The sequence below is a fragment of the Geodermatophilus amargosae genome, from assembly GCF_900116515.1.
Classification (GTDB): Bacteria; Actinomycetota; Actinomycetes; order Mycobacteriales; family Geodermatophilaceae; genus Geodermatophilus; species Geodermatophilus amargosae.
Genome location: NZ_FPBA01000029.1, coordinates 1 through 21,455, shown reverse-complemented (window position 1 = coordinate 21,455; position 21,455 = coordinate 1). Strand labels below are relative to the sequence as shown.

Genomic DNA, 21,455 nt, shown 5'->3' with positions numbered 1-21,455 from the left:
GGAGACGCCGACGGAGGCCCCCCGGCCGCGCACCCGGTATCACTGCCCGGACTGCCATGTGCCGGTGTCGTGGCGACCCCCCCGGGCCGACTCCCGGTGCGTGTCCTGCCGGGGAAGCCTCGGCAAGCGCCGCCACCGTCCCGGGTCGGAGGTCGACGTCCCGGTGTGGGCGTACACGTGACGCACCCCCGGGGGCTGTTCCGCGCGAGCCGGCCGGTTGCCCAGGCAACCGACCCGACGAACGGCGCCCTGCCTATCCCGGGGTCCCGACATACCACCCCGCACCCCCCACCCGCCCAGCGAGGCGCACGCCGGGCTGGCGGCCCTTCCCCGCTCGCCCGTTCCCCCCACCGATCGCGCACCCGTCCCGAGTCAGCGCCGGGACCCGACGATGACCGGCCCGCGCCAGGCCCGCGTGCGCGTCCGGTTCGGCACCGCGACAGCGAGGCGCGTCACCGTCGGCGCCGTCACGCCGCACCGCATCGGCACCGACGCGACGTCACGCACGCTCACCGTCGGCACCGCGACGACGCGGCCCGCAGCGTCCGGCGCCGACGCGAGGTCGCCGAACTGCGGCCGTCTGCGCCTCGACGCCCGACCCCTGGTCTCGCCGCCCTGTCCGCCTCACCCGGCACCCGTGCCGACACCGACCACGACCACGACCACGACACCGACGAGCGCGACACCGACCACGGTCCGACGCCGTGACCGAGCCCGAGGTCCCGACCGACCTCGCGCCCGAGGTCCCGACCGACCGCTCGATCGCGACCGCGTCCGTGGTCGTGGCCGACCTCGCGCTCGACCTCGTCCGCGTGGTCGTGGTCTCGACCTCGCGCCCGATGTCCGACCTCGCGTCCGTCGTGCCGCGTCCGACGCCGACGTCCGCGTCCGAGGTCGTGCCCGACGTCCGACCGACACCGACGCATCCGACCGACACCGACCGACGTCCGACACCGGGACCGGCGTCCGGGCCGACCCCGGCATCCGGGCCGACCCGCAGGCAGGTGTCCGAAATCGGACACCTGCTCCGGAGCCCGAGCCCGATGCCCGCCGCACGACCCGCCCGCCGCCGGGCCGTCGCCCTCGCCGAGCGCAAGGCCCGCCAGGCAGGTGCCACAGATGTGGCACCTGAGACCGCGACGCTGTCCTGCGAGGACCGCCTGGTCGCCGTCGTCGCCGACCACCGGGCCGCGTCATCCGGGGACCCGGGGGGGCACCCCGCCGACGTAACCGGTACCCGGGAGTCCGCCCCGCCGGTCACCGGAGCCCCCCGTCCCGCCTCGAACCGCATGAGAGTGGCCCGCTGAGGGCCGAAAGGACCCGAAATGACCCCCAATCGCACCCCGGCCGGGCTGCGCGCGCCCGGTCGGCGCCTCTGGCGCTCCGTGGTCGACCGGTTCGACCTGGAACCGCACGAACTGACCCTGCTGGAACAGGCCGCACGCACCGCCGACGTCATCGCCGCCCTGGACGACGTGGTCGCCGCCGACGGGCTGCTGTCGGCGACCGGCCGCAAGCCGCACCCGGCCGTCGTGGAGGCCCGGCAACAGAGGCTCGTGCTGGGGCGGCTGCTGGCCGCGCTGCGGCTGCCCGCCGACGACACCGCCGCGCCGGACGTCCGGCCCGCCGGGAAGGTCGCCACGCTGCGCGGGTTCTACCGGACCCGGGGCGCGTCGTGAGCCGCCGACGGGAGCCGCAGGGACCGGGGTCGGACCGGATGCCCGCGCACCTGTGCTCGTTCGACTGGCGCGATCCCCGGTGGGGGGCCGAGCCGATCGTCGGGGACTACGTCGGGTCCGGGACGTGGACGCCGGAGGGTGAGCGCGCCTATAACGCCGCGTGGAACCGCTGGCACGAGGCCCGGCAGGTGTGGTTACACGCGCACCCCGGGTTCGACACGTGGAGCCGGTGGGACCGGCTGCGGGACCAGCTGCGGCCCGACGACGGGCCGGACGGTGCGGCGTGACCGCCGGGATCGACTGGGCCGACGAGGACGAGGTCGTCCCGCCGTGGTGGATGCCCGACTGGCCGCCGCTCGACCTGGCCGAGGTCGCCGCGCTCGCCGCGCTGGTCCGGGCCGCGCTCGACGCCATGCCGGCGGCCGACCGGCTGGTCCTCGACCTGGCATGGCGCGCGGGCCGGTCCTCGGTCCGGTTCGACTACGGCGACCGGTTCGGCGAGTACGTCGTGATCGCTTCCGTCGCCGACCGCGACGTCGTCCGCGTCCCGCGCGCCGGCCTGGGCGGCCCCGGTGAGTGAGGGGCCTGGCCCGGAGTGGCTGCCCGGTCCGCTGCCCGAGGACGGCGACGAGTGGGACAGGCGAGTCCGGGCCGCCATCGCTAGCGGCGACCTGGGGCGGCTGGAACACGCGCTGGAGGCGTACCGGCGGCACCTCGACCAACTGACCGTCGATGCCCTCCCGGTGACCCTGCAACGGGTCGAGTCCGTCGTCGCCGAGTGGGCCGAGGACGGCTGACCCGGTCCTGTCGGTACCCGCGGGTACCCTCGCGCGGTCCGTCCCCAGGGGGGCGGACGCACGACCCGCACGACCAGGCCGCCAGGGCGGCCGAACCGCCGGGCACCGGGACCAGGGTCCCCCGCCCACGGAGTCGAGACGGCAGACCTCGAGGCGTAGCGATCACGCGCGCCCTCCCCCCGTCCCCCCCGTGGAGGCATCCCATGCCCATGAGCCGTGCCGAGCGCGACAAGCGCCTCGGCGAGATCTGGCACGACCTGGACCGGCTGGGCCGGTTCGACACCCTGACCGCCGAGCAGGAGCGCCGCAGCAAGGCCCTCTACGCCGAGCGCGAGACGCTGACCCGTGAGGCGATCATGGACACCGCGACGTCCGGCCGCGGCACCGTCCTGTCCGGCAGCGACGACTACGGGCTCGGCGACGGCGACCACGCCGCCGCCCGCACCGCGCCGTCGGTGCGCAGCGAGGTCCGCGGCCGGGCGCTCGACGCGATCGAACGGGCCGACCTGCTGCCCGACCACGTCCGCGAGCACGTCACCCGCAGCGTCGAGGGCGACGACGACCCCACCGCCGGGCTCGCCCGCGCGACCGTCGTCCTCGCCGATCCCGCCTACCGGTCGGCGTTTCTGGCATGGCTGCGGGACCCGGTCACCGGCCCCGCTGAGTGGTCCCCGGAGGAACGGGAGGCCGCCCGCCGGGTGTCCACCGTGTCCCGCACGATGAGCCTCGGCGTGCCGGGTGCTGGCGGGTACCTCGTGCCGTTCGAGCTCGACCCGCAGCTCCGGCTGGTCGGGCCGGGCTCGGTCGATCCCATGCGCCGGGTCGCCCGCGTGGTGCAGACCGCCGCGAACGAGAAGCGCTTCGTGACCACGGCCGGGGTCACCGCGTCGTGGGATGCGGAACTGGCCGAGGTCAGCGACGACACCCCGGCGCTGCTGAACCCCGCGATTACCACCCACAAGGGCGCGTCGTTCGTGCCGGTGTCCATCGAACTGTTCGAGGACGCCGACCTCGCGCCGCAGGTCGCCGCCCTGTTCGCCGACGCGAAGGCGCAACTGGAGTCGGTCGCGTTCACTACCGGCAGCGGCGCCGGTCAGCCGAAGGGCGTGATCACCGCCGTGTCCGCCGTCGGTGGGTCGGTGATCGCCACGGCGACCAACGCGCTCGCCGTGGCCGACGTCTACGCCGCGCAGAACGCGCTCCCGGCCCGCTGGCGGCAGGGTGCCCGGTTCATGGCGAACCTGTCGGTGATCAACGGCTACCGGGCGCTGATCAAGGGTCCCGGCATGACCGAGTCGTTCGTGGACGACTCCGGGTCGCAGCCGCGCATGGCCGGGTGGGTCGTGGAGGAGAACTCCGCGATGGACGGGTCGCTGACCGCGTCAACGGCCGACTACGCGCTGCTGGCCGGGTCGTTCGACCAGTACGTGATCGTGGACCGGATCGGCACGACCCTCGAACTGGTGCCGCACCTGTTCGGGGCGGCCGGTCGTCCGACCGGGAGCCGCGGGTTCTACATGCACTGGCGCACCGGCGGGGACGTCCTGACGGCCGATGCGTTCCGTCTCGTCAACTACTCAGGCTGAGGGGTCCGTCATGGCGAACAGCAGCAGCAAGCGCACGGCCGACCGCGAGGACGCGGCCGACGTCGATCCGCAGGTGGAGACCTCCGGCGAGGCCGCCGGCGACCTCTACGAAGTGCTCGCCGAGCAGCCCAACGGGCACCGCACGGTGCACCGGCTCCGGGCCGCCGACCGGGGCGCCGCCGAGCGGGCCGTGGTCGGCGACCTGGCCGACGGGACGCGGGTGCTCGGCGTGGCCGTGGCCGGGGTGGGGCTCGGCTCCGGCGACCGCCCGCGGTCCTGACCCGATTCTGACGCCCGGCGCGGGTACCGTCCGCGTCGGGCGTCAAGGTCACCCGCGCTGTCTGGCCTCAGCGGGCGCGGGAGCTATGGGTGCGGCGTCGCCCGCCCGGGTGCTACTGGTTCCCGGTAACGGGCGGCCGGAGGCAGTCAGTCATCCCTCCGCGATCCGTCCCAGCGTCCGCCCTCGGTGCCCGCCGGGGGCCGCAGACCCAGACGAGGGGTCCGCGAGCCGTCGGGCACCACCCGGCACCCGCTGGGCCGCGCGTGTCTCGTGCGCGCCCGGCGGGCCGCCCTCAGGCCCCCAGGAGACCGCCAGACGCGCTCCGCGGGCCAGTCGGTCTCACGCCCCCCTACGGCATAGGTTGAGCCCGTGGCACCGGCGACGCGCGAGACGGTCTTCAGCCAGCTGAACACTCGGATTACCGAGGTCTCGGATAGGGAGCTGCCGCACCACATCGCCGTGCGATTGGCCTTCCTAATCGGAGACGCCCCGGTGAAGTACCTCGACGTACCAGTGTTGGAGACCCCGCAGGGCCTCACGGGCGCGGTCATCGCCTATACCGACCGGGTCCTAATCGTGGCTCCGTTCACAGGTGTGCCGCCCCACTTCATGGAGGACCCGTACGGAGGCGAGGTCACGCCGGCCATGGTGTCCCGGACAGCCCTGACCCGCGTGGACGTGCTGCCCACCCAAGAGCCCGACAGGACCCGGTACCGGGTGTGGACAGACGAGCAGGGGGGACTGCTGCGCTGGCCCTCCCAGGCCACAGTCCGCCTTACCTACGCCAGCCTGGACTTTCCCGTCGAGCTGCCGCGAGGTCGCAACCGCGAGGACTTCGACAACTTCCTGCCCACCCTGCTCGCCGATCTTCACCCGCCCTCCCCATCGCACTGACGCACTGGCGCCCGACGGGCCGCTGGCGGCCCTCGTCTGAGGGGCGCCACCTACGCTGCCGTGCGTGCTCGACCCTCTCGTAGTGGCCGCAGAAGGCGAATCCCTGGCGACTCCGATCCTCGGTCTTGTGGGTGTGGCGCTGACCGCCGCCATCACGTTCGCCACGACCTGGCGCTGGCCGACGCTGCGGCGCCGCGTTCAGGAGCACGCCGCGCTCCTGAAAGAGCTGCCGCCGGAAACGGGAGAGCCGCTGCGGAAGCTGCTCGACGACGAGACGCGCAGGTTGGCCGCTCGCGACCGGCGACGGTTGGAGGACCCCGCGGTTGTAGCCGTTCTGTATCTCAACCGCTTCCTTGTGTCCCTCACCAGCGCAGTAGTGGCGTCCCTCATCGTCATCTCGATCGTGGTGCCGGAGGAGAACCGCCGCCCCTGGTTGACAGGATTTCTCGTGATAGCGGTGCTTGTCGGGCTGTCGAACCTGGTGCTGATGGGATGGACCATCCGACTCTACCGACGTAGGAAAAAGCTCACTCAAGGCTCGGGCCGCAACAGCCCCAAGGCGCGGTGACCCTGCCCGCTTCCGTGAAGAGGACGCGATTGCCGGGATGTTCGGGCCGGGCGATCATGAACTTTTGGTGGTGCTGCACTGCATCCCGCGCACCACCGGCGTGTGGCTAATCAAGGTTCTGAAGAGTCGGGTTCCTGTCGCTCAACTGTAGTGGGCGATGGCTGAACAGGTACAGATGGAACAACAGGCTTCACAGGTGTGTCTGCAGTGTAGGGATCGCTGGTTAGCAGGCGGAAAACCCGAATGAACCCGTTCGTCCTTCGGACACTGATCACCCCGCCGCCGATCATCGCCACCCCGGCGCCGATCGCCGCCACCCCGCCCAGCAGGTGGCCTCGAACCAGGATCAGCACCCCGAGGCCGATGCCCGCCACCCCGACGCCGATGAACCCCACTTCGGCCAGCTGGTCCCCTCGGACCATGAAGCCCACCCCGAGGCCGATGGTCGCCACCCCGGCGCCGATGAACCCCACCCCAGCCAGCTGGTCGCCTCGGACCATGAAGCCCACCCCGACGCTGATGGTCGCCACCCCGGCGCCGATGATCGCCACCCCAGCCAACAGGTCGCCTCGGACCATGAGGCTCACCTGGTAGCCGATGGTCGCGACCCCGAGGCCGATGATTGCCACCCCAGCCGCCTGGTCGCCTCGGACCATGAAGCCCACCCCGCCGCCGATGGTCGCCACCCCGGCGCCGATCATCGCCACCTCAACCAACTGGTCGCTTCGAACCATGAGGCCCACGTGGTAGCCGATCATCGCCACCCCGAGGCCGATCATCGCCACCCCAACCAGCTGGTCGCCTCGGACCATGAAGCCCACCCCGCCGCCGATGGACGCCACCCCGATGCCAATGACCCCAACTGCGGCCAGCAACTCAAGCGCGTCCTCAGCCTGACCTAGAATCAACACCGCCGTGATTGTGAGGACGGCGGCGAAAAGCACGGGATAGGCCGCCGATTGGGCCGGGACGATGACGGCCGCCACCGCCAAGAAGGCCGCTCCGGTAAGGGCCGACCAAGAGGAGATGCGGACGAGCGGCGCGCGTGGTGGCAGCCGCTGCAACCACTGCGTGGCGTAGAAGACGGCGGCGAGTACCGCCGCGCCGGCTACGCCGGGGTAACGGAAGTCGGTGCTTATCGTGCTCGCGGCGATGCCGAGGGCCAGACCGACCAAGCTAGTCGCCAGGCTCAGCCGCCACGGTTGGCGTTGAGCAGTTCCAGCGGGTCCTTCCGACTGCATGGCCGGCATGTTCCCCGAATGGCTGATTCAGGGGAAGGGCGCGGCCGGACAGACACGACAGCGCCCCGCGGGGCCGCTCCTGAAGCCGCCTTCCGGGACACGCGCATAGGTGCACTAGCGGAAAGTTGTTGTGCGCCTACTGCTACGTACCGCGGCGCAAGGGCTTCGCCAACCCGATCACCGTCTTCACCCACATCGAGCAGATCTCCGGCTACCTGCGCCGGCACGTCGCCCGGCAGGGGTCCAAGACCGAGCCCGACCAGTGCGACCCGGTGAGCTGGGTCTACGACATCGGCGAGAACAGCGACTGCTCGGTCGACGCGCTGGTCAGCGACAACGTCGCCGACCTGGTGGCCACCTTCCGCGGGCTGCCCACCGCCAAGGCGTCCTTCGCGACCAAGTACGTCAACCGCGAGCTGCTCGACCTCGACCCGCAGGGCCGCACCCGCATCCGGTTCTCGCTCATGCCCGACGCCGACTCGCGGGTCATCGACGTACGGACCAGCCGCATCGCCGAGCGCGTCGCGGCCGTCGACGACTTCGTCGAGGCCGGCTACGAGGTGCACCTCAACCTCTCGCCGGTGGTGCTGCGCGACGGGTGGGAGGCCGACTGGGCGCAGCTGCTGCGGCAGCTCGACGACACCCTCTCCCCCGCGGCGAAGGCGCAGGCGGCGGCCGAGGTGATCATGCTGACCCACAACCGGGACCTGCACGAGGTCAACCTCGGCTGGCACCCCAAGGCCGAGGACCTGCTCTGGCGGCCGGACCTGCAGCAGCCCAAGCGCAGCCAGAACGGCCAGTGGAACGTGCGCTACCGCAACGACGTCAAGCGGGCCGGCGTCGAGCGGCTGCAGGAGCTCGTCGCCCACCACGCCCCGTGGCTCCGCATCCGCTACGCCTTCTGAGCCCCGTGCGACTCGAGCCCCGTCCACCTCAGCCCCGTCCGACCGGCGTCCGGGTCCGGGCGCGGACGCCGTCTGTGGGATCGTTGCCGAGGACGACCGCCGGCGCGCCCGGCAGCCACCGCAGCACAGGTCGGGGGGAGACCATGGCACCCATGTCGGGTGCGGGAACGCCGGCCCTCCCTGCACCGGCCCTCCTCGAGGCCCTGCCCGACACCGTGGTGGTCGCCGACGGAGCCGGGCGGATCGCCTACGTCAACCCCTCGGTCCGCACGCTGCTCGGACACGACCCCGTGGACCTGGTGGGCCGGTCGCTCACGGTCCTCATGCCCGAACGCTTCCGCAGCAGCCACGGGGCGGGGTTCGACCGCTTCCGGAGGACCGGTGTCGGCGAGCTGGTCGGCTCCACCACACAGGTGCCGGCCCTGCACGTGCGGGGGCACGAGATCCCGATCGACCTGACCCTGTCCCGGCTGGACCCGGTGCCCGGTGCGGACCCGGAGGGCGCCGTGGTGGTGGCCGTGCTGCGGGACGCCAGCACGACCGTCCTGCTCGAGCGGCAGCTGCAGGTCAGCCGGTACCTGGCGGCCACGCTGCGGGTCACCGCGGCGCTCACCGAGGCGCCCGACGCCGATGCCGCCTTCGCGCGGCTGCTGGCGACGCTGTGCGCCGAGCTCGACTGGGACGCCGCCAGCCTGTGGGAAGCCGACGAGAGCACCGGCCAGCTGCGGTACACCAGCACCTGGACCGCACCGGGACGGGACGTCGGTGCCCTGCACGCCGGGACGGTCGGGCGGTCCCTCGCCCGGGGCCAGGGGCTGCCGGGGCTGGCCTGGTCCTCCCGGGCGCCGGTCGTCATGGAGGACCTGTGGACCGACCCTCGGTTCCTCCGGGCCACCGAGGCGCGGGCCGACGGCCTCCGGACGGGTGTGGCCTTCCCCGTGCTGCGCGGGGGCGCCGTGGTGGCGGTCTGCGAGCTGTTCTCGCGGCAGTCGCGACCGGTGCCCGCCGAGCTGCTCGACGTCCTGGCCCACGCCGGGCGGCAGATCGGCCAGTTCCTCGGCCGGCTGCGCGCCGAGTCCGACGTCCGGCACCTGGCCGACACCCTGCAGCGCAGCCTGCTGCCCTCGCACCTGCCGACGGTCCCCGGGCTCGACGTCGCTGCCCGGTACCGGCCCGGCGGCGGGTCGGCCCTGGTCGGCGGCGACACCTACGACGTCACGCCCCTGCCCGACGGGCGCTGGATGGTCCTCATCGCCGACGTGTGCGGCACCGGGGCCGAAGCGGCCGCGGTGACCGCCCTCGCCCGCCACACGGCTCGTGCGGCCGCGGCGGCCGGGGACCCGGACGCGGTGCTCCGGGCGGTCAACGCCGCGCTCCTGCGCGAGCAGGCCTCCGGTCCGCTCCGGTTCGTGACCGCCTGCTGCCTGGTGCTCGAACCACGGGACGACGGCGGCGCCCGCGCCGACCTGAGCGTCGCGGGCCACCCGCTGCCGCTGCTGCGCACACCCGCGGGCTGGTCGGAGGTCGGCGACCGGGACCTCCCGCTCGGTGTCGACGCCGACGCCCGGTTCCGGCGTCAGACCGTCCCCCTCCCGCCGGGTGCAGCCCTGGTCCTCTACACCGACGGGGTCACCGAGGCCCGCGACGACTCCGGCGTGCAGCTGGGCGAGGACGGGTTGATGGCCCTGCTCGACCGCCCCGGGGCCGACGGCGCCGAGCACCTCGTCGAGCTGATCTCGACCGGTGTGGCCGAACGGCTGCAGCACTCCCGCTTCGAGGCCGACGACCTCGCCGTCCTGGCCCTGACCATCCCGTCCTGATCCCCGGCGCGACCAGCGCACTACGGTGGCGGGATGGCGCGCGTGCTGGTCGTCGGCGCCGGGCTCGGCGGCCTCGCGGCGGCCGCCCGGCTCGCCGCGCTCGGTCACCGCGTCACGGTGCTGGAGCAGTCGGACGGCGTCGGCGGCAAGCTCGGCTGGTACGCCCGCGACGGCCACGCCTTCGACACCGGCCCGAGCCTGGTGACGCTGCCCCAGGTGCTGCGCGACCTGTTCGACGCCACCGGCGGCCCGCTGGAGGAGGCCGTCGACCTCGTCCGGCTCGACCCCGCCGTCGACTACCGGTTCGCCGACGGCACCCGGCTGTCGATGCCCGGGCACCGGGAGGCGGTGCCGGCCGCCCTGGACGACGCACTCGGGGAGGGCAGCGGCGCGCAGTGGCAGGCGCTGCTGGAACGGGCCGAGGCGATGTGGGCGGTCACCGAGCAGCCGTTCCTGCGCTCCCCCCTGCGGGGGGCGGCCACCCTCGCCCGGCTGGCCCGCGACCCCGCCGACGTCGCCGCCGTGGCGCCCTGGCAGACACTGCGCGGCCTCGGCACCCGCCACCTGCGCGACCCGCGGCTGCGCGTCCTGCTCGACCGCTACGCCACCTACTCCGGCTCCGACCCGCGGCGAGCACCCGCGGTGCTCGCCACGGTCCCCCACGTGGAGCAGGCGTTCGGCTCCTGGTACGTCCGCGGCGGGCTGCACCGGCTGGCCGAGGCGGTCGCCGACCGGGCCCGCGAGCGCGGCGCCGACGTCCGCACCGGCACGCCCGTCCGGCGGGTCCTGCGCGAGGGCGGCCGGGTGGCCGGGGTGGAGCTCGCCGAGGGCGGCGAGATGACCGCCGACGTCGTCGTCTCCGGTGCCGACGCCACCGCCCTCTACGCCGGGCTGCTGCCGCCCGACCGGCGCACCCGCGCGGTGCGCCGCGGGCTGACCCGGGCGACGCCGTCGCTGTCGGGGTTCGTGCTGCTGCTCGCGCTGCGTGGCCGCACGCCGGGCCTGGCGCACCACACCGTCGCCTTCCCCGGCGACTACGACGCCGAGTTCGACGCCGTCTTCGGCACCGGCCGGCACCGCGGGCTGCCCTGCCCGGTGCCCGACCCGACCGTCTACGTCAGCGCCCCCGACGACCCCGCGACCCGGCCCGACGACGACAGCGAGTCGTGGTTCGTGCTGGTCAACGCGCCGCGGCACGACCCCGACGGCGGCGTCGACTGGGACACCCCCGGCCTGGCCGACCGCTACGCCACCCGGGTGCTCGACGTGATGGCCGCGCGCGGGCTCGACGTGCGCTCCCGCGTGCGCTGGTGCGTGGCGCGCACGCCGGCCGACCTCGCGCGGGAGACCGGCAGCGTGGGCGGTTCGATCTACGGCACCTCGAGCAACGGCGCCCGCGCCGCCTTCCTGCGCCCGGGCAACGCCGCCCCGGTGCGGGGGCTCTACCTGGTCGGCGGCTCGTCGCACCCCGGCGGCGGGCTGCCGCTGGTGACGCTGTCGGCGGAGATCGTCGCCGGGCTGGTCGGACCCGCCTGACGCCGGCGGCGCGCGCCGCCGCCGGTGGCACGATGCGGGGCGTGCGGATCGGCTGGCTCGGGCCCCTGGAGGTCACCGACGACGGCCGCACCGTCCCGGTGCCCGGCACCCGGCTGCGCCGGCTGCTGCTCCGCCTCGCCGCCGATCCCGGCGCCTGGGTGTCCGGGGGCGCGCTGACCGCGGCCGTCTGGCCCGACGAGGTCCCGGCCGACCCGGCGAACGCGCTGCAGTCGCTGGTCTCGCGGCTGCGGCGCACGCTCGGCGACCCCGCGCTGGTCGTCCAGTCGCTCGCGGGCTACCGGTTGACCGTGGCGCCCGACGACGTCGACGCCGTCCGCTTCACCCGGCTGGTCACCGCCGCGCAGGGCACGGCCGACGCGCTGCCCCTGCTGGACGAGGCGCTGTCGCTGTGGCGCGGCCGGCCGCTGGAAGAGGACGACTCTCCCGACGCCGCCGGGCCGCGCGCCGCGCTGGAGGAGCTGCGCGTGGCCGCGCGGAGGGAGCGGGCCGCGCGCCTGGTGGCCGCGGGCCGGGCCGCCGAGGCGCTGGCCGACCTCGAGGAGCTCACCGCGGCTCAGCCGCTGCGCGAGGACCTGGCCGCCGTGCTGCTCGACGCGCTGGCCTCGGCCGGCCGCCCGGCCGAGGGGCTGGCCGCCTACGAGCGGCTGCGCACCGCGCTCGCCGACGGTGTCGGTACCGACCCCTCGCCGGCGCTGCGCGAGCGGCACCTGGCGCTGCTGCGGCTGGGCGAGCGGCCGGTCCGGCCGGCGGGCAACCTGCGGGCGGCGGTCACCAGCTTCGTCGGCCGGGACGACGACGTCGCCCGGCTGCGCGCACGGCTCGCGGCTGGCCGGCTGGTGACCGTGGTCGGCGCCGGCGGAGCGGGCAAGACCCGGCTGGCCGGCGAGGTCGCCGCCGGGCTGCTCGCCGACGCCGGCCGTCCCGGCGCCGTCCCCGACGTCACCGACGGCGTCTGGCTGGTCGAGCTCGCGCCGGTGACCGACCCCGCCGCCGTGGCACAGGCCGTGCTCGACGCCCTCGGCCTGCGCGAGGTGGCCCTGCCCGACCAGTCCCCCGACCGGCGTCGCGGTGACGCCCGGGCGCGGCTGCTGCAGCGCCTGCGCGAGGCCCGGTGCCTGCTCGTCGTCGACAACTGCGAGCACCTCGTCGACGCCGCCGCCGACCTGGTCGCCGACCTCCTCGGCCGCTGCCCCGGCGTGCGGGTGCTGGCCACCAGCCGCGAGCCGCTCGGCGTCGACGGGGAGACGCTGCACCCGCTGGGTCCGCTCGCCGTCCCGTCCGACGGCGCCTCCCCGGCCGAGGCCGCCGCGAGCCCCGCCGTCCGGCTGCTGCTCGACCGGGCGCGAGCGGTCTCGGCCGACGTGTCCGCCGACGCCGCGGTGGTCGAGGTGGTCCGCCGCCTCGACGGGCTCCCGCTGGCCATCGAGCTCGCCGCGGCGCGGATGCGGGTGCTGACGCCGGCCGAGGTCGCCGCGCGGCTGGCCGACCGGTTCCGGCTCCTGACCGGCGGGCGGCGCACCGCGGCCCCGCGGCACCGCACGCTGCGCGCGGTCGTCGAGTGGAGCTGGGACCTCCTCGACGCCCGCGAGCGCGAGGTGGCCGAGCACTTCTCGGTGTTCGCGTCGGGGGCGACCGAGGACGCCGTCGCCGCCGTCTGCCCCTCCTGGCGGTCCGGGGCCGACGCGGGCGACCTGGCCGACGTGCTGTCCGCGCTGGTGGACAAGTCGCTGCTCGTCGCCCTGCACACCGCCGACGGCACGCGGTTCCGGATGCTGGAGACGCTGCGCGAGTACGGCGCCGAGCGGCTGGCCGAGGACGGCCGCGGTGTCACCGCGTGCGCCGCGCACGCCCGCTGGTTCGCCGCGCTCGTGGCCGCGGCCGACCCGCGGTTGCGCGGGCCGGAGCAGCTGGCGGCCCTCCGGCTCCTCGACACCGAGCACGACGACGTGCTCCTGGCGCTGCGGCGCCTGGTGGACGGCGGGGACGCCGCGGCCGCGCTCGGCCTCGTCGTCGACCTGACCTGGTACTGGACGCTGCGCGAGAGCGAGCGCGAGTCCGCCCGGTGGACCGGCGCCGTCCTCGCCCTGCCCGGCGCCAGGGAGCACCCGCTGGCGCCCTTCGCCGAGGCGATGCAGGCGATGGCGACCATCTCCGCGGCCCCCGACCCCGGCCGCCCGGCCGCCCTGCGCGCCATCAGCCGGCGGGTCGGCCCCGTGGCGTCGCTGCGACCGGCCCTGGCGCTGTTCGGGCCGATGCTGCTGCTCCTGGCCGGCGCACCCGACGAGGCCGCGCCGCTGCTGGATGCGGTCCGGACGGCTCCCGACCCCTGGGTGCGCGCCGCCGGGCGGCTGGTGCGCATGGCCTTCGCGGAGAACGACGGCGACCTCGCGGCGCTGCGGACCGAGACCTCCGCGGGCCTGGCGGACTGGGAGCACCTGGGCGACCGCTGGGGCATCGGCTCGCTGCTCTCGGTGCGCGGCCTGGTGCGCACCCTCGACGGCGACCTGGCCGGCGCGGCGGCCGACCTCGAGCGGGCCCAGGTGCTGGTGCGCGAGCTCGGCGGCACCAGCGACCACCTGCTGGTGACCATGCGCCTGGCCGACCTGCGGCTGCGGGCCGGGGACCTCGACGGCGCCCGGCGGCACCTGGCGACCATGCGCGGCGACCGCTCGCTCGGCTCGGTCGTGGTGCTGCGGTCGGTGCTGGTCAACGCGACCGCCGGGTCGATCGCCCTGGCCGCCAGGGACACCGACGGCGTCCGCGCCGCCTACGACGAGCTGGGCACCGTGCTGGCCGGGATGAGCGAGCCGGCGCCGCACGCGGGACAGGTCCACGCCGTCGGTCACGCCGCGGCCGGCGGCCTGGCCCTGCACCTGGGCGACGTCGCGGCGGCCGGCGCGCACGTGCGCGCCGCCCACCGGTTCGGTGTCCACACCACCGACCGGCCCGTCCTCGCCGCCGTGGGGCTCGTCGCGGCCGGCTGGGCACACGCCGTCGGCGCCTCGCGGGAGGCGGCCGTGGTGCTCGGTGCCGCCGCCCGGCTGCGCGGGAGCGGGGACGTCACCAACCCGGTGCTGGCCGCGCTCACCGCGACGCTGCGCGACGCGCTCGGGCCGGAGTTCGACGTCGCGCACGCCGAGGGTCTCGCCCTCGACGCCGCGGCGGCCACGGCACGCCTGGACCCCGACCGCATCACCACCGCCCTGGCACAGGCATAGGAGGCTCTCCGCACGGACCCCGTGCGGAGAGCCTCCTCTGCCTCGTCAGGCGCGGCGGCGGTAGGCCCGCACCGCCAGCGGCATGAACACGACGACGAACGCGGCCATCCACACCAGCGTCCACCCGACGTGGCCGGCCACCGGCCCGCCGGTCATCAGCCCCCGCACCGCGCCGACGACGTGGCTGATCGGGTTCACGTTCACGAACGCCTGCAGCCAGCCCGGCATGGACTCGGTGGCCACGAAGGTGTTCGAGCCGAAGCTCAGCGGCAGCACCAGCAGGAACATGATCCCCTGCACCGCGCCGGGCGCCCGGGCGATCATCCCGACGTAGACCGAGATCCAGCCGAAGCACAGCGCGAAGCCCATCGACAGCGCCAGCGCGGCGAGCACCCCGCCCACCCCGGTGGTGACCTGGAAGCCCATGAGCGTCCCGACGACCATCGTGACGGCGAAGAGGACCAGGTAGCGGACGAGGTCGGCGAGCACCGCCCCGACCAGCGGCGCCGACCGGGAGATGGGCAGCGAGCGGAACCGGTCGAACACGCCCTTCTGGATGTCGGTGTTGAGGTTCTGCCCGAGGGAGACGCTGGCCATGGCGATCGTCTGGCCGAGCAGGCCCGGCAGCAGGAACTGCAGGTACTGCTGCTGCGACCCGCCGGCGATCGCGCCGCCGAACACGTAGGTGAACAGCGCCAGGAAGATGACCGGCTGCAGGGTCACGTCGACCAGCGCCTCGGGCGTGCGCCAGGTCTTGATCAGGCTCCGGCGGGCCAGCACGACCGCCTGCCGGGCGGGACTGCTGCCGGCGGGAGTGGTCTGCGGCACGGGCACGGCCCGGCCGGGGGCTGTGGTGACGGTGGTCATGCGGCCTCCTCGGCAGCGCGCTGTGCGCCGGCGCCGGGCCGGCCGGTCAGGGTCAGGAACACCTCGTCGAGCGTGGGCAGGTGCAGCGACAGCTCGCTGACGGCGATGCCGGCGGCCTGCAGCTGGGCGACCAGCCCCGGCAGGACCGCGTCGTCGGCCACCCGGCAGGTGAGCTCGCCGCGGCCGCTGCCGGCCGGCGTGCTGCCGGTGAGCGCGGTGAGCAGCCGGCGCACGTCCTCGAGCCGTCCGGGGTCGGCCGGGCGCACCCGCAGCCGCTGGCCGCCGACGTGGTGCTTGAGCCCGTCAGGGGTGTCGTGCGCGATCACCCGCCCGCGGTCGATGACGGTGATCTCGTCGGCCAGCGCGTCGGCCTCCTCGAGGTACTGCGTGGTCAGCAGCACGGTGGCGCCGTCGGCCACGACGTGGCGGACGACGTCCCACATCTCCTCGCGCTTGGCCGGGTCGAGGCCGGTCGTCGGCTCGTCGAGGAAGATCACCGACGGCCGCCCGACCAGGCTGGCAGCGAGGTCGAGCCGGCGGCGCATGCCCCCGCTGTAGGTCTTGGCGGTGCGGCCGGCGGCCTCGGACAGGTCGAACCAGGCGAGCAGCTCGGCCGCCCGCGCCTTCGCGTCGCGGGTGCGCAGGCCGAGCAACTGGCCGATGAGCAGCAGGTTCTGCGTGCCGGTCAAGTCCTCGTCGACCGAGGCGTACTGCCCGGTCAGCCCGATCACCGACCGCACCGCGGCCGGGTCGCCGAGGACGTCGTGGCCGGCGATCCGTGCCCGCCCGGCGTCGGGCCGGACCAGGGTGGCCAGGCAGCGGACGGCGGTGGTCTTGCCGGCGCCGTTGGGGCCGAGCACCCCCAGCACGGTGCCCTCGCGGGCGGCCAGGTCGACCCCGGCCAGTGCCTGCGTGGTGCCGAAGCGCTTGGTGAGGCCCTCGGCCTCGATGACGGTGGTCATGCAGCTCTCCTCTCGTCGTCGGCGCTCACGATGGAGGGGAGCGCTGGCACGGGCCGCACACGGCGCTGGCACGGCCGCGGGACCAGTGTCAGCGGGCCGTGCGAGGGTCCCCCGGTGCGCAGCGACCCCCCGGAGACCGGCGACGAGACGACCGTCCTGACCGCCTACCTGGCCTACCAGCGCGAGACGGTGCTGCTGAAGACCGACGGGCTGACCCGCGGGCAGCTGGCGCAGCCGCACCCGCCGTCGTCACTCACCCTGGCCGGCCTGCTCTCCCACCTCGCGCTGGTCGAGGAGTCCTGGGCCGTGGAGCGGTTCGCCGGACAGCCGATGCCGGAGCCGTGGGCGGCGGTCGACTGGGACGCGACCCCCGACTGGGAGTTCGAGACCGCCGTCGACCTCGAGCCGGAGGTGTTGCGCGAGCGCTACCGGGAGGCCGGCCGGCGCACCGACGCCGTGGTCGCCGCCGCCGGCGACCTCGACGCGCTGTCGGCGCAGCCGCTGCGCAACGGCAACCGGTTCAGCCTGCGCTGGATGCTGCTGCACCTCGTCGAGGAGACCGCGCGGCACGCCGGGCACGCCGACCTGCTGCGCGAGGCGGTCGACGGCACCACCGGGGAGTGAGCGCCGGGCGTCAGCCCCGCGCCGCGCCCAGCCCCAGCACCGCGGCCAGCCCGAGCGCGCTGCGCGGCGCGTAGGCCGTCCGCCACAGGCCCCCGTGGACGGCGGCGTACGCCTCGTCCTGCCACGGCTGCCCGTGCCGAGGGCCGCCGTCGGTGTGCAGGTCGTGCACCAGCAGCGCGGCCATGAGCACGTTCGACGTCGCCGGCTCGAACACCTCGACGCCGAAGCGGTGCGCCCCGGCGTAGGCCGCGGCCAGCGCCCGGTTCTTGACCACCGAGCGGGTGCGCGTGGGCGGCGCGACGTTCATCGACACCGTCGTGCCGGCGGCCCGCGCGACCGTGGCCCGCCACCGCTGCAGCCGCTTGGCCAGCGCGTAGTTCGGGCCCTGCTGGGCGACCAGGCTGTCGCTGATCCCCGGGTCGGTTCCGGGCACGTAGGCGCGCTGCAGCAGCCGGCCGGCCGAGAGCGTGCGCAGCGGGCGGCCGAGCAGCTTGCCGGCCCGCGAGCGGCCGGCGTACGCGCGGACCGAGTGCTCGACGGCGTCGCCGGGGACGGCGAAGACGTCGGTGGGCGTGGCGAGGAAGGCCAGAGCCAGGTCGGGGCGCTCCCGCTGCAGCCGCAGGGTGAGGGCGTCGACGGCCGCCGAGACCCGCACGTTCGTGGCGCCGTCGGCGTAGACGTAGTCGCCGAGCACCGGGTCGCCGGGGAGCCCGGCCACCCAGTCGCCCACGGCGGGGACCTCGCGCACCAGGTCGGCGCCCGCGGTGGTGGCGAGGTCGCCGTCGCCAGGACCGGCGGGCACCAGCAGCCGGCCGGCGCCGCGGCGGGCGGTGTCGAGGACCCGCCGCCACAGGTCCGGCCGCGGCAGGTCGACGCCGGCGACGGTGGCGCCCCAGCGCAGCAGCGCGGTCAGCGGCCCCATCTCCGCGCCGGCGCCGAGCACGACGACGGTGCGCCCGGGCAGAGCCAGCCACTCCGGGTGCGCGGTCACGGCGCGCACCGCCTCGGCCAGCGTCGGCTCGGCGATGCCGCGCTCGACCCAGGAGTCCACCTGGCGCAGCAGGTCGTCGCCGCGCAGCCGCCGGCCGTGAAAGGGCAGGGTGAACTCACGCTCGGGCTCGGCGGTGCCGGTCACCTCGCGGGTGGCCGGCGTCCGCCCCGCCGAGGCGGCCGGCAGCGCGCTCAGCGGCTGCTCGGCGCCGTCAGCGGCCACCTGCAGCCGGGCGTGGACGGCGTCCAGCCCGGCGCCGGCCACGGACAGCGCCGCCTCCGGCGAGGCCAGCCCGGCCTCGACCAGGCGGCGGAAGTGCACCAGGTAGCCGGCCCGCCAGTTGGTCTCCGTCTCGGCCGCGCGGGCGCCGGTCGGGTCGACCGGACGCAGCGCGTCGGCGACCACCGCGCGGCCGACCGCCGCGGTGCTGCGCCGCCCGTCGGGTCCTGCGGGGAAGACGACGCCGGTGTCGTCGGTGCTCACGCGGGGCTCCTCAGTCCGTGGTGGTCGGCGGCGGGTCGACCGGCGCCCCGGCCTCCAGCCAGCGCAGCAGGGTGCGTGCGCCGTACCCGGTGCCGCCCTTGACCACCTCGGCGTCGTCGGAGCCGGCCCGCGCGGGACCGGCGACGTCGAGGTGGGCCCAGGGCAGGTCGCCGGTGAACGAGCGCAGGAACAGCGCGGCGGTGGTCCCGCCCGGGTTGCCGGGCGCGTTGTTGGCGTCGGCGACGTCGCTGTGCAGCAGGTCGGCGTACTCCCCGTCCAGCGGCATGCGCCAGACCCGCTCGCCGGCGTGCAGCGCGGCGGTGGACAGCGCGGTGGCCAGCCCGTCGGTGGTGGCGTAGAGCCCCGCCGTCCGGGCGCCGAGCGCGACCTTCATCGCCCCGGTCAGCGTGGCGACGTCGACCAGCACCGTGGCGCCGAGGCGCAGGCGGGCGTGGGCCAGGCCGTCGGCGAGGACCATCCGGCCCTCCGCGTCGGTGTTCTGCACCTCGGTGGTGCGCCCGCCGACGTGCCGGACGACGTCGCCCGGCCGGTAGGACGCCCCGGACACCGCGTTCTCCGCGGCCGGGACGACCGCGGTCACCGCGACCGGGAGCTCCAGCCGGGCGGCGGCGTCGAGCGCGGCGAGCACCGCCGCTCCCCCGGCCATGTCGGTCTTCATCTCGCGCATGCCGGCGGTGGGCTTGATCGACAGGCCGCCGGTGTCGAACGTGATGCCCTTGCCCACCAGCACGGGCCGGGCGGGGCCGGCGCCGGGGGGCTGGTAGGTGGCGACGACGAGCCGCGGCGGGGACGCCGAGCCGCCGCCGACGGCCAGCAGGCCGCCGAAGCCGCCCGCGGCGAGCTCCTCGGGGCCGAGCACGGTGACGGTGACGTGCGGCAGGCCGGAGAGCCGCTCCCGCGCCTGCCCGGCCAGCCAGGCGGGGTCCTTGGTGTCGCTCGGGGTGTTGACCAGGTCGCGGGCCCAGGCGACGGCGGAGGCGGTGACCTCCCCGGCCCGGGCCGCGGCGACGACGGCGTCGTCCTCGGCGTCGGTGGCGACCACGGTGACCGTGGCCAGCCGCGGCGGGTGCGGCTTGGAGGTCTCGCGGAAGCGGTACCCGGCCAGGAGCGCGGCCTCGACCGCGGCGCGGACCTCGTCGGCCCCGGCGGGTGCGACGGCGCCGTCGAGCGGCAGGACGAGCCGGGTGGCGCCGTGCTCGGCGAGTGTCTGCGCGCGGCGCACCGCGGTGGCGACGTAGGCGCGCAGGTGCGGCAGCGTGCCGTCGCCCTGGCCGACGGCCACGACGCTGCGCGGGCGGCGTCCGGGCACCGGCAGGTTCGTGATGGCGCCGGCCTTGCCGGTGTTGCCGGTGTCGCGCAGCGCGCCGCTCAGCAGCCGTGCGGGCACGGGCGCGAGGGTGCCGAAGGCAGGCGAGGTCAGCCAGGCCGGCAGGGTGCCGCCGGACCCGACCGGGACCGCGAGCACGTCGTCCTCACCGAGGCGCGGCAGGCCGGTGAGCAGCTCGACCCGCGGCAAGGGGGCGGCCCCGGTCGCCGGCGTGCTGCCGGCGGCCGGGGCCGCGTCGTCCTGCGCGGGGCTGCCCGAGGGCAGGCTCGCGGCGACGTTCAGCTGGTCGCGCCCTTCAGTGCCTCGGAGAGAGCCGCAGCCTCGTCGGGCGACAGCTCGACGACGAGGCGACCGCCGCCCTCGAGCGGCACCCGCATGACCAGGCCGCGCCCCTCCTTGGTGACCTCCAGGGGACCTTCACCCGTGCGCGGCTTCATGGCCGCCATGCGTGCCTCCTTCGCCGACCACCCGCAACCCTGTGCAGCTGCGGTGTGGCTGTGTCTCGGTGCAGTGAGCTCCGCTACCCATGATCCCGTATCCCCGCTGCGGAACCAACCTGAGCCCCCGGGCGGGTGGCCCGGAAGCAGGTGGCGACGTGGTCGTCGACCATGCCCGTGGCCTGCATGAGCGCGTAGGCGGTGGTGGGTCCGACGAACACGAACCCCCGCCGCTTGAGCTCCTTCGCCATCGCCGCCGACTCCGGACTCGTGGCCGGGACGTCGGCCAGCGTGGCCGGGCGGGGCCGCGGCACAGTGGGCGCGAAGGACCACAGCAGCGCCGACAACCCCTCCGGGAGCTGCTGCGCGGCTCGGGCGTTGCGGACGGCGGCGGCGATCTTGGCGCGGTTGCGGACGGTGCCCGCGTCGGCCATCAGGCGGGCCTCGTCGTCGGCGGTGAACCCGGCGACGGCGTCGATGCGGAAGCCGGCGAAGGCCGCGCGGAAGGCGGGCCGCTTGCGCAGGATGGTGATCCAGGACAGGCCCGACTGGAACGCCTCGAGGCAGAGCCGCTCGAACAGCGCGTCGTCGCCGTGCAGCGGGGTGCCCCACTCCTCGTCGTGGTAGGTGACGTACTCGGGAGCGCTGTTCCCCCAGTCGCAGCGCACGCGGTCGTCGGTCGGCACGGGCTCCACGCCGCGCACGCTAGCGCCGTCCCCCGACACCACCGGGCGGCCGGTCACGCGACCGCCACCAGTGGCGCCGGGACGGTGATCTGCGACCCGTCGGGTCGCCAGGTGCACCAGGTGCCGTCCGGTTGTCGTTCGACGCGGAACCCGTGGTGGACCTTGGTGTGGTGGCGTTCGCACAGCAGGGCTGAGTTCTCCAGCGACGTCTCACCGCCGTCGATCCAGTGCACCAGGTGGTGGACGTCGCACCAGTGCGTGGGTGCTGCGCAGCCGGTGAACACGCAGCCGCCGTCGCGGAGTTCGGCCGCGCGGCGGAGGTGCCGGCCGGCCAGCCGCTGCTCGCGGCCCAGGTCGAGCGGGGCGCCGCCGGGGCCGAAGACCACGCGGGAGACGGCGCCGTCGCAGGCCAGCCAGCGGGCGCGGGCGGCGGAGATGACCGCACCGAAGCCCATCCGCCCGGCACCCGGGCCGGTGCCGGGGTCGGCCAGGTCCTGCAGCTTCACCACCAC

The 21,455-nt window shown here is 75.5% G+C and carries 21 protein-coding genes; 13 read left to right on the top strand and 8 right to left on the bottom strand.

Features of this window, described 5'->3' with window-relative positions; translation table 11 throughout:
* Nucleotides 1–1,325: 1,325 nt before the first annotated feature.
* The 8 genes from BM414_RS24870 (at nt 1,326) to BM414_RS24835 (ending at nt 5,804) form a co-directional block, all read left to right on the top strand.
* The gene (locus BM414_RS24870) at nt 1,326–1,679 is read left to right on the top strand and encodes a hypothetical protein (protein WP_093584007.1); all 354 of its coding nucleotides are present in this window, start codon (nt 1,326–1,328) and stop codon (nt 1,677–1,679) included.
* Between the two features lie 38 nt (nt 1,680–1,717).
* A complete protein-coding gene (locus BM414_RS24865; RefSeq protein ID WP_093584005.1) occupies nt 1,718–1,966 on the top strand; it encodes a hypothetical protein in 249 nt (82 codons plus the stop codon).
* Entirely contained in the window at nt 1,963–2,259 is a 297-nt protein-coding gene (locus tag BM414_RS24860) for a hypothetical protein (protein ID WP_093584003.1), read from the top strand. Before BM414_RS24865 ends, BM414_RS24860 begins: the two co-directional genes overlap by 4 nt.
* Nucleotides 2,252–2,476: a hypothetical protein gene (locus tag BM414_RS24855; RefSeq protein WP_093584001.1), complete on the top strand. Its 225-nt coding sequence runs from the start codon at nt 2,252–2,254 to the stop codon at nt 2,474–2,476. Before BM414_RS24860 ends, BM414_RS24855 begins: the two co-directional genes overlap by 8 nt.
* Before the next feature lie 203 nt (nt 2,477–2,679).
* Complete coding sequence (locus BM414_RS24850; RefSeq protein ID WP_093583999.1) at nt 2,680–4,062, top strand: phage major capsid protein; 1,383 nt, start codon at nt 2,680–2,682, stop codon at nt 4,060–4,062.
* A gap of 10 nt (nt 4,063–4,072) precedes the next feature.
* Nucleotides 4,073–4,342: a hypothetical protein gene (locus BM414_RS24845; protein ID WP_093583997.1), complete on the top strand. Its 270-nt coding sequence runs from the start codon at nt 4,073–4,075 to the stop codon at nt 4,340–4,342.
* 369 nt (nt 4,343–4,711) lie between these two features.
* Nucleotides 4,712–5,236, top strand: a complete 525-nt coding sequence (locus BM414_RS24840; protein ID WP_093583995.1) for a hypothetical protein — start codon at nt 4,712–4,714, stop codon at nt 5,234–5,236.
* Between the two features lie 64 nt (nt 5,237–5,300).
* Nucleotides 5,301–5,804 carry a hypothetical protein gene (locus BM414_RS24835; RefSeq protein WP_139246042.1) on the top strand — a complete coding sequence of 168 codons (504 nt, stop codon included), beginning with the start codon at nt 5,301–5,303 and terminating at the stop codon, nt 5,802–5,804.
* Nucleotides 5,805–5,914: 110 nt separating this feature from the next.
* On the opposite strand, the gene BM414_RS24830 is transcribed toward BM414_RS24835, so the two are convergent.
* Complete coding sequence (locus BM414_RS24830; RefSeq protein WP_093583992.1) at nt 5,915–6,979, bottom strand: hypothetical protein; 1,065 nt, start codon at nt 6,977–6,979, stop codon at nt 5,915–5,917.
* 194 nt (nt 6,980–7,173) lie between these two features.
* Between BM414_RS24830 and BM414_RS24825 the strand changes: the two genes are divergently transcribed.
* The 4 genes from BM414_RS24825 (at nt 7,174) to BM414_RS24810 (ending at nt 14,545) form a co-directional block, all read left to right on the top strand.
* The gene (locus tag BM414_RS24825; RefSeq protein ID WP_245784971.1) at nt 7,174–7,950 is read left to right on the top strand and encodes a spore photoproduct lyase family protein; all 777 of its coding nucleotides are present in this window, start codon (nt 7,174–7,176) and stop codon (nt 7,948–7,950) included.
* Between the two features lie 152 nt (nt 7,951–8,102).
* On the top strand, nt 8,103–9,770 hold the full coding sequence (locus tag BM414_RS24820) for a SpoIIE family protein phosphatase (RefSeq protein ID WP_093583990.1): 1,668 nt from the start codon (nt 8,103–8,105) through the stop codon (nt 9,768–9,770).
* A gap of 33 nt (nt 9,771–9,803) precedes the next feature.
* On the top strand, nt 9,804–11,306 hold the full coding sequence (locus BM414_RS24815) for a phytoene desaturase family protein (RefSeq protein ID WP_093583989.1): 1,503 nt from the start codon (nt 9,804–9,806) through the stop codon (nt 11,304–11,306).
* Between the two features lie 41 nt (nt 11,307–11,347).
* Nucleotides 11,348–14,545, top strand: coding sequence for an ATP-binding protein (locus tag BM414_RS24810; RefSeq protein WP_175551791.1), 3,198 nt, complete (start codon nt 11,348–11,350; stop codon nt 14,543–14,545).
* A gap of 45 nt (nt 14,546–14,590) precedes the next feature.
* Here the strand turns inward: BM414_RS24810 and BM414_RS24805 are convergent, their stop codons facing one another.
* Nucleotides 14,591–15,412 (bottom strand): ABC transporter permease, encoded by an 822-nt coding sequence (locus BM414_RS24805; protein ID WP_093583985.1) that lies wholly within the window; start codon nt 15,410–15,412, stop codon nt 14,591–14,593.
* Nucleotides 15,409–16,374 carry an ATP-binding cassette domain-containing protein gene (locus tag BM414_RS24800; protein ID WP_093583983.1) on the bottom strand — a complete coding sequence of 322 codons (966 nt, stop codon included), beginning with the start codon at nt 16,372–16,374 and terminating at the stop codon, nt 15,409–15,411. Before BM414_RS24800 ends, BM414_RS24805 begins: the two co-directional genes overlap by 4 nt.
* A 114-nt stretch (nt 16,375–16,488) precedes the next feature.
* Between BM414_RS24800 and BM414_RS24795 the strand changes: the two genes are divergently transcribed.
* On the top strand, nt 16,489–16,998 hold the full coding sequence (locus tag BM414_RS24795; protein ID WP_217644919.1) for a DinB family protein: 510 nt from the start codon (nt 16,489–16,491) through the stop codon (nt 16,996–16,998).
* Between the two features lie 10 nt (nt 16,999–17,008).
* Here the strand turns inward: BM414_RS24795 and BM414_RS24790 are convergent, their stop codons facing one another.
* From BM414_RS24790 to BM414_RS24770, 5 genes are all read right to left on the bottom strand, one after another.
* A complete protein-coding gene (locus tag BM414_RS24790) occupies nt 17,009–18,472 on the bottom strand; it encodes a hypothetical protein (RefSeq protein WP_093583979.1) in 1,464 nt (487 codons plus the stop codon).
* A 10-nt stretch (nt 18,473–18,482) separates the two neighbouring features.
* Complete coding sequence (locus tag BM414_RS24785; protein WP_093583977.1) at nt 18,483–20,009, bottom strand: leucyl aminopeptidase family protein; 1,527 nt, start codon at nt 20,007–20,009, stop codon at nt 18,483–18,485.
* An 89-nt stretch (nt 20,010–20,098) separates the two neighbouring features.
* Nucleotides 20,099–20,266 carry a DUF3117 domain-containing protein gene (locus tag BM414_RS24780; RefSeq protein WP_012947303.1) on the bottom strand — a complete coding sequence of 56 codons (168 nt, stop codon included), beginning with the start codon at nt 20,264–20,266 and terminating at the stop codon, nt 20,099–20,101.
* Between the two features lie 74 nt (nt 20,267–20,340).
* Entirely contained in the window at nt 20,341–20,952 is a 612-nt protein-coding gene (locus BM414_RS24775; protein WP_245784970.1) for a DNA-3-methyladenine glycosylase I, read from the bottom strand.
* A 44-nt stretch (nt 20,953–20,996) separates the two neighbouring features.
* Nucleotides 20,997–21,455: HNH endonuclease signature motif containing protein (locus tag BM414_RS24770; protein ID WP_139246041.1), on the bottom strand; the 459-nt coding region annotated here is incomplete at its 5' end.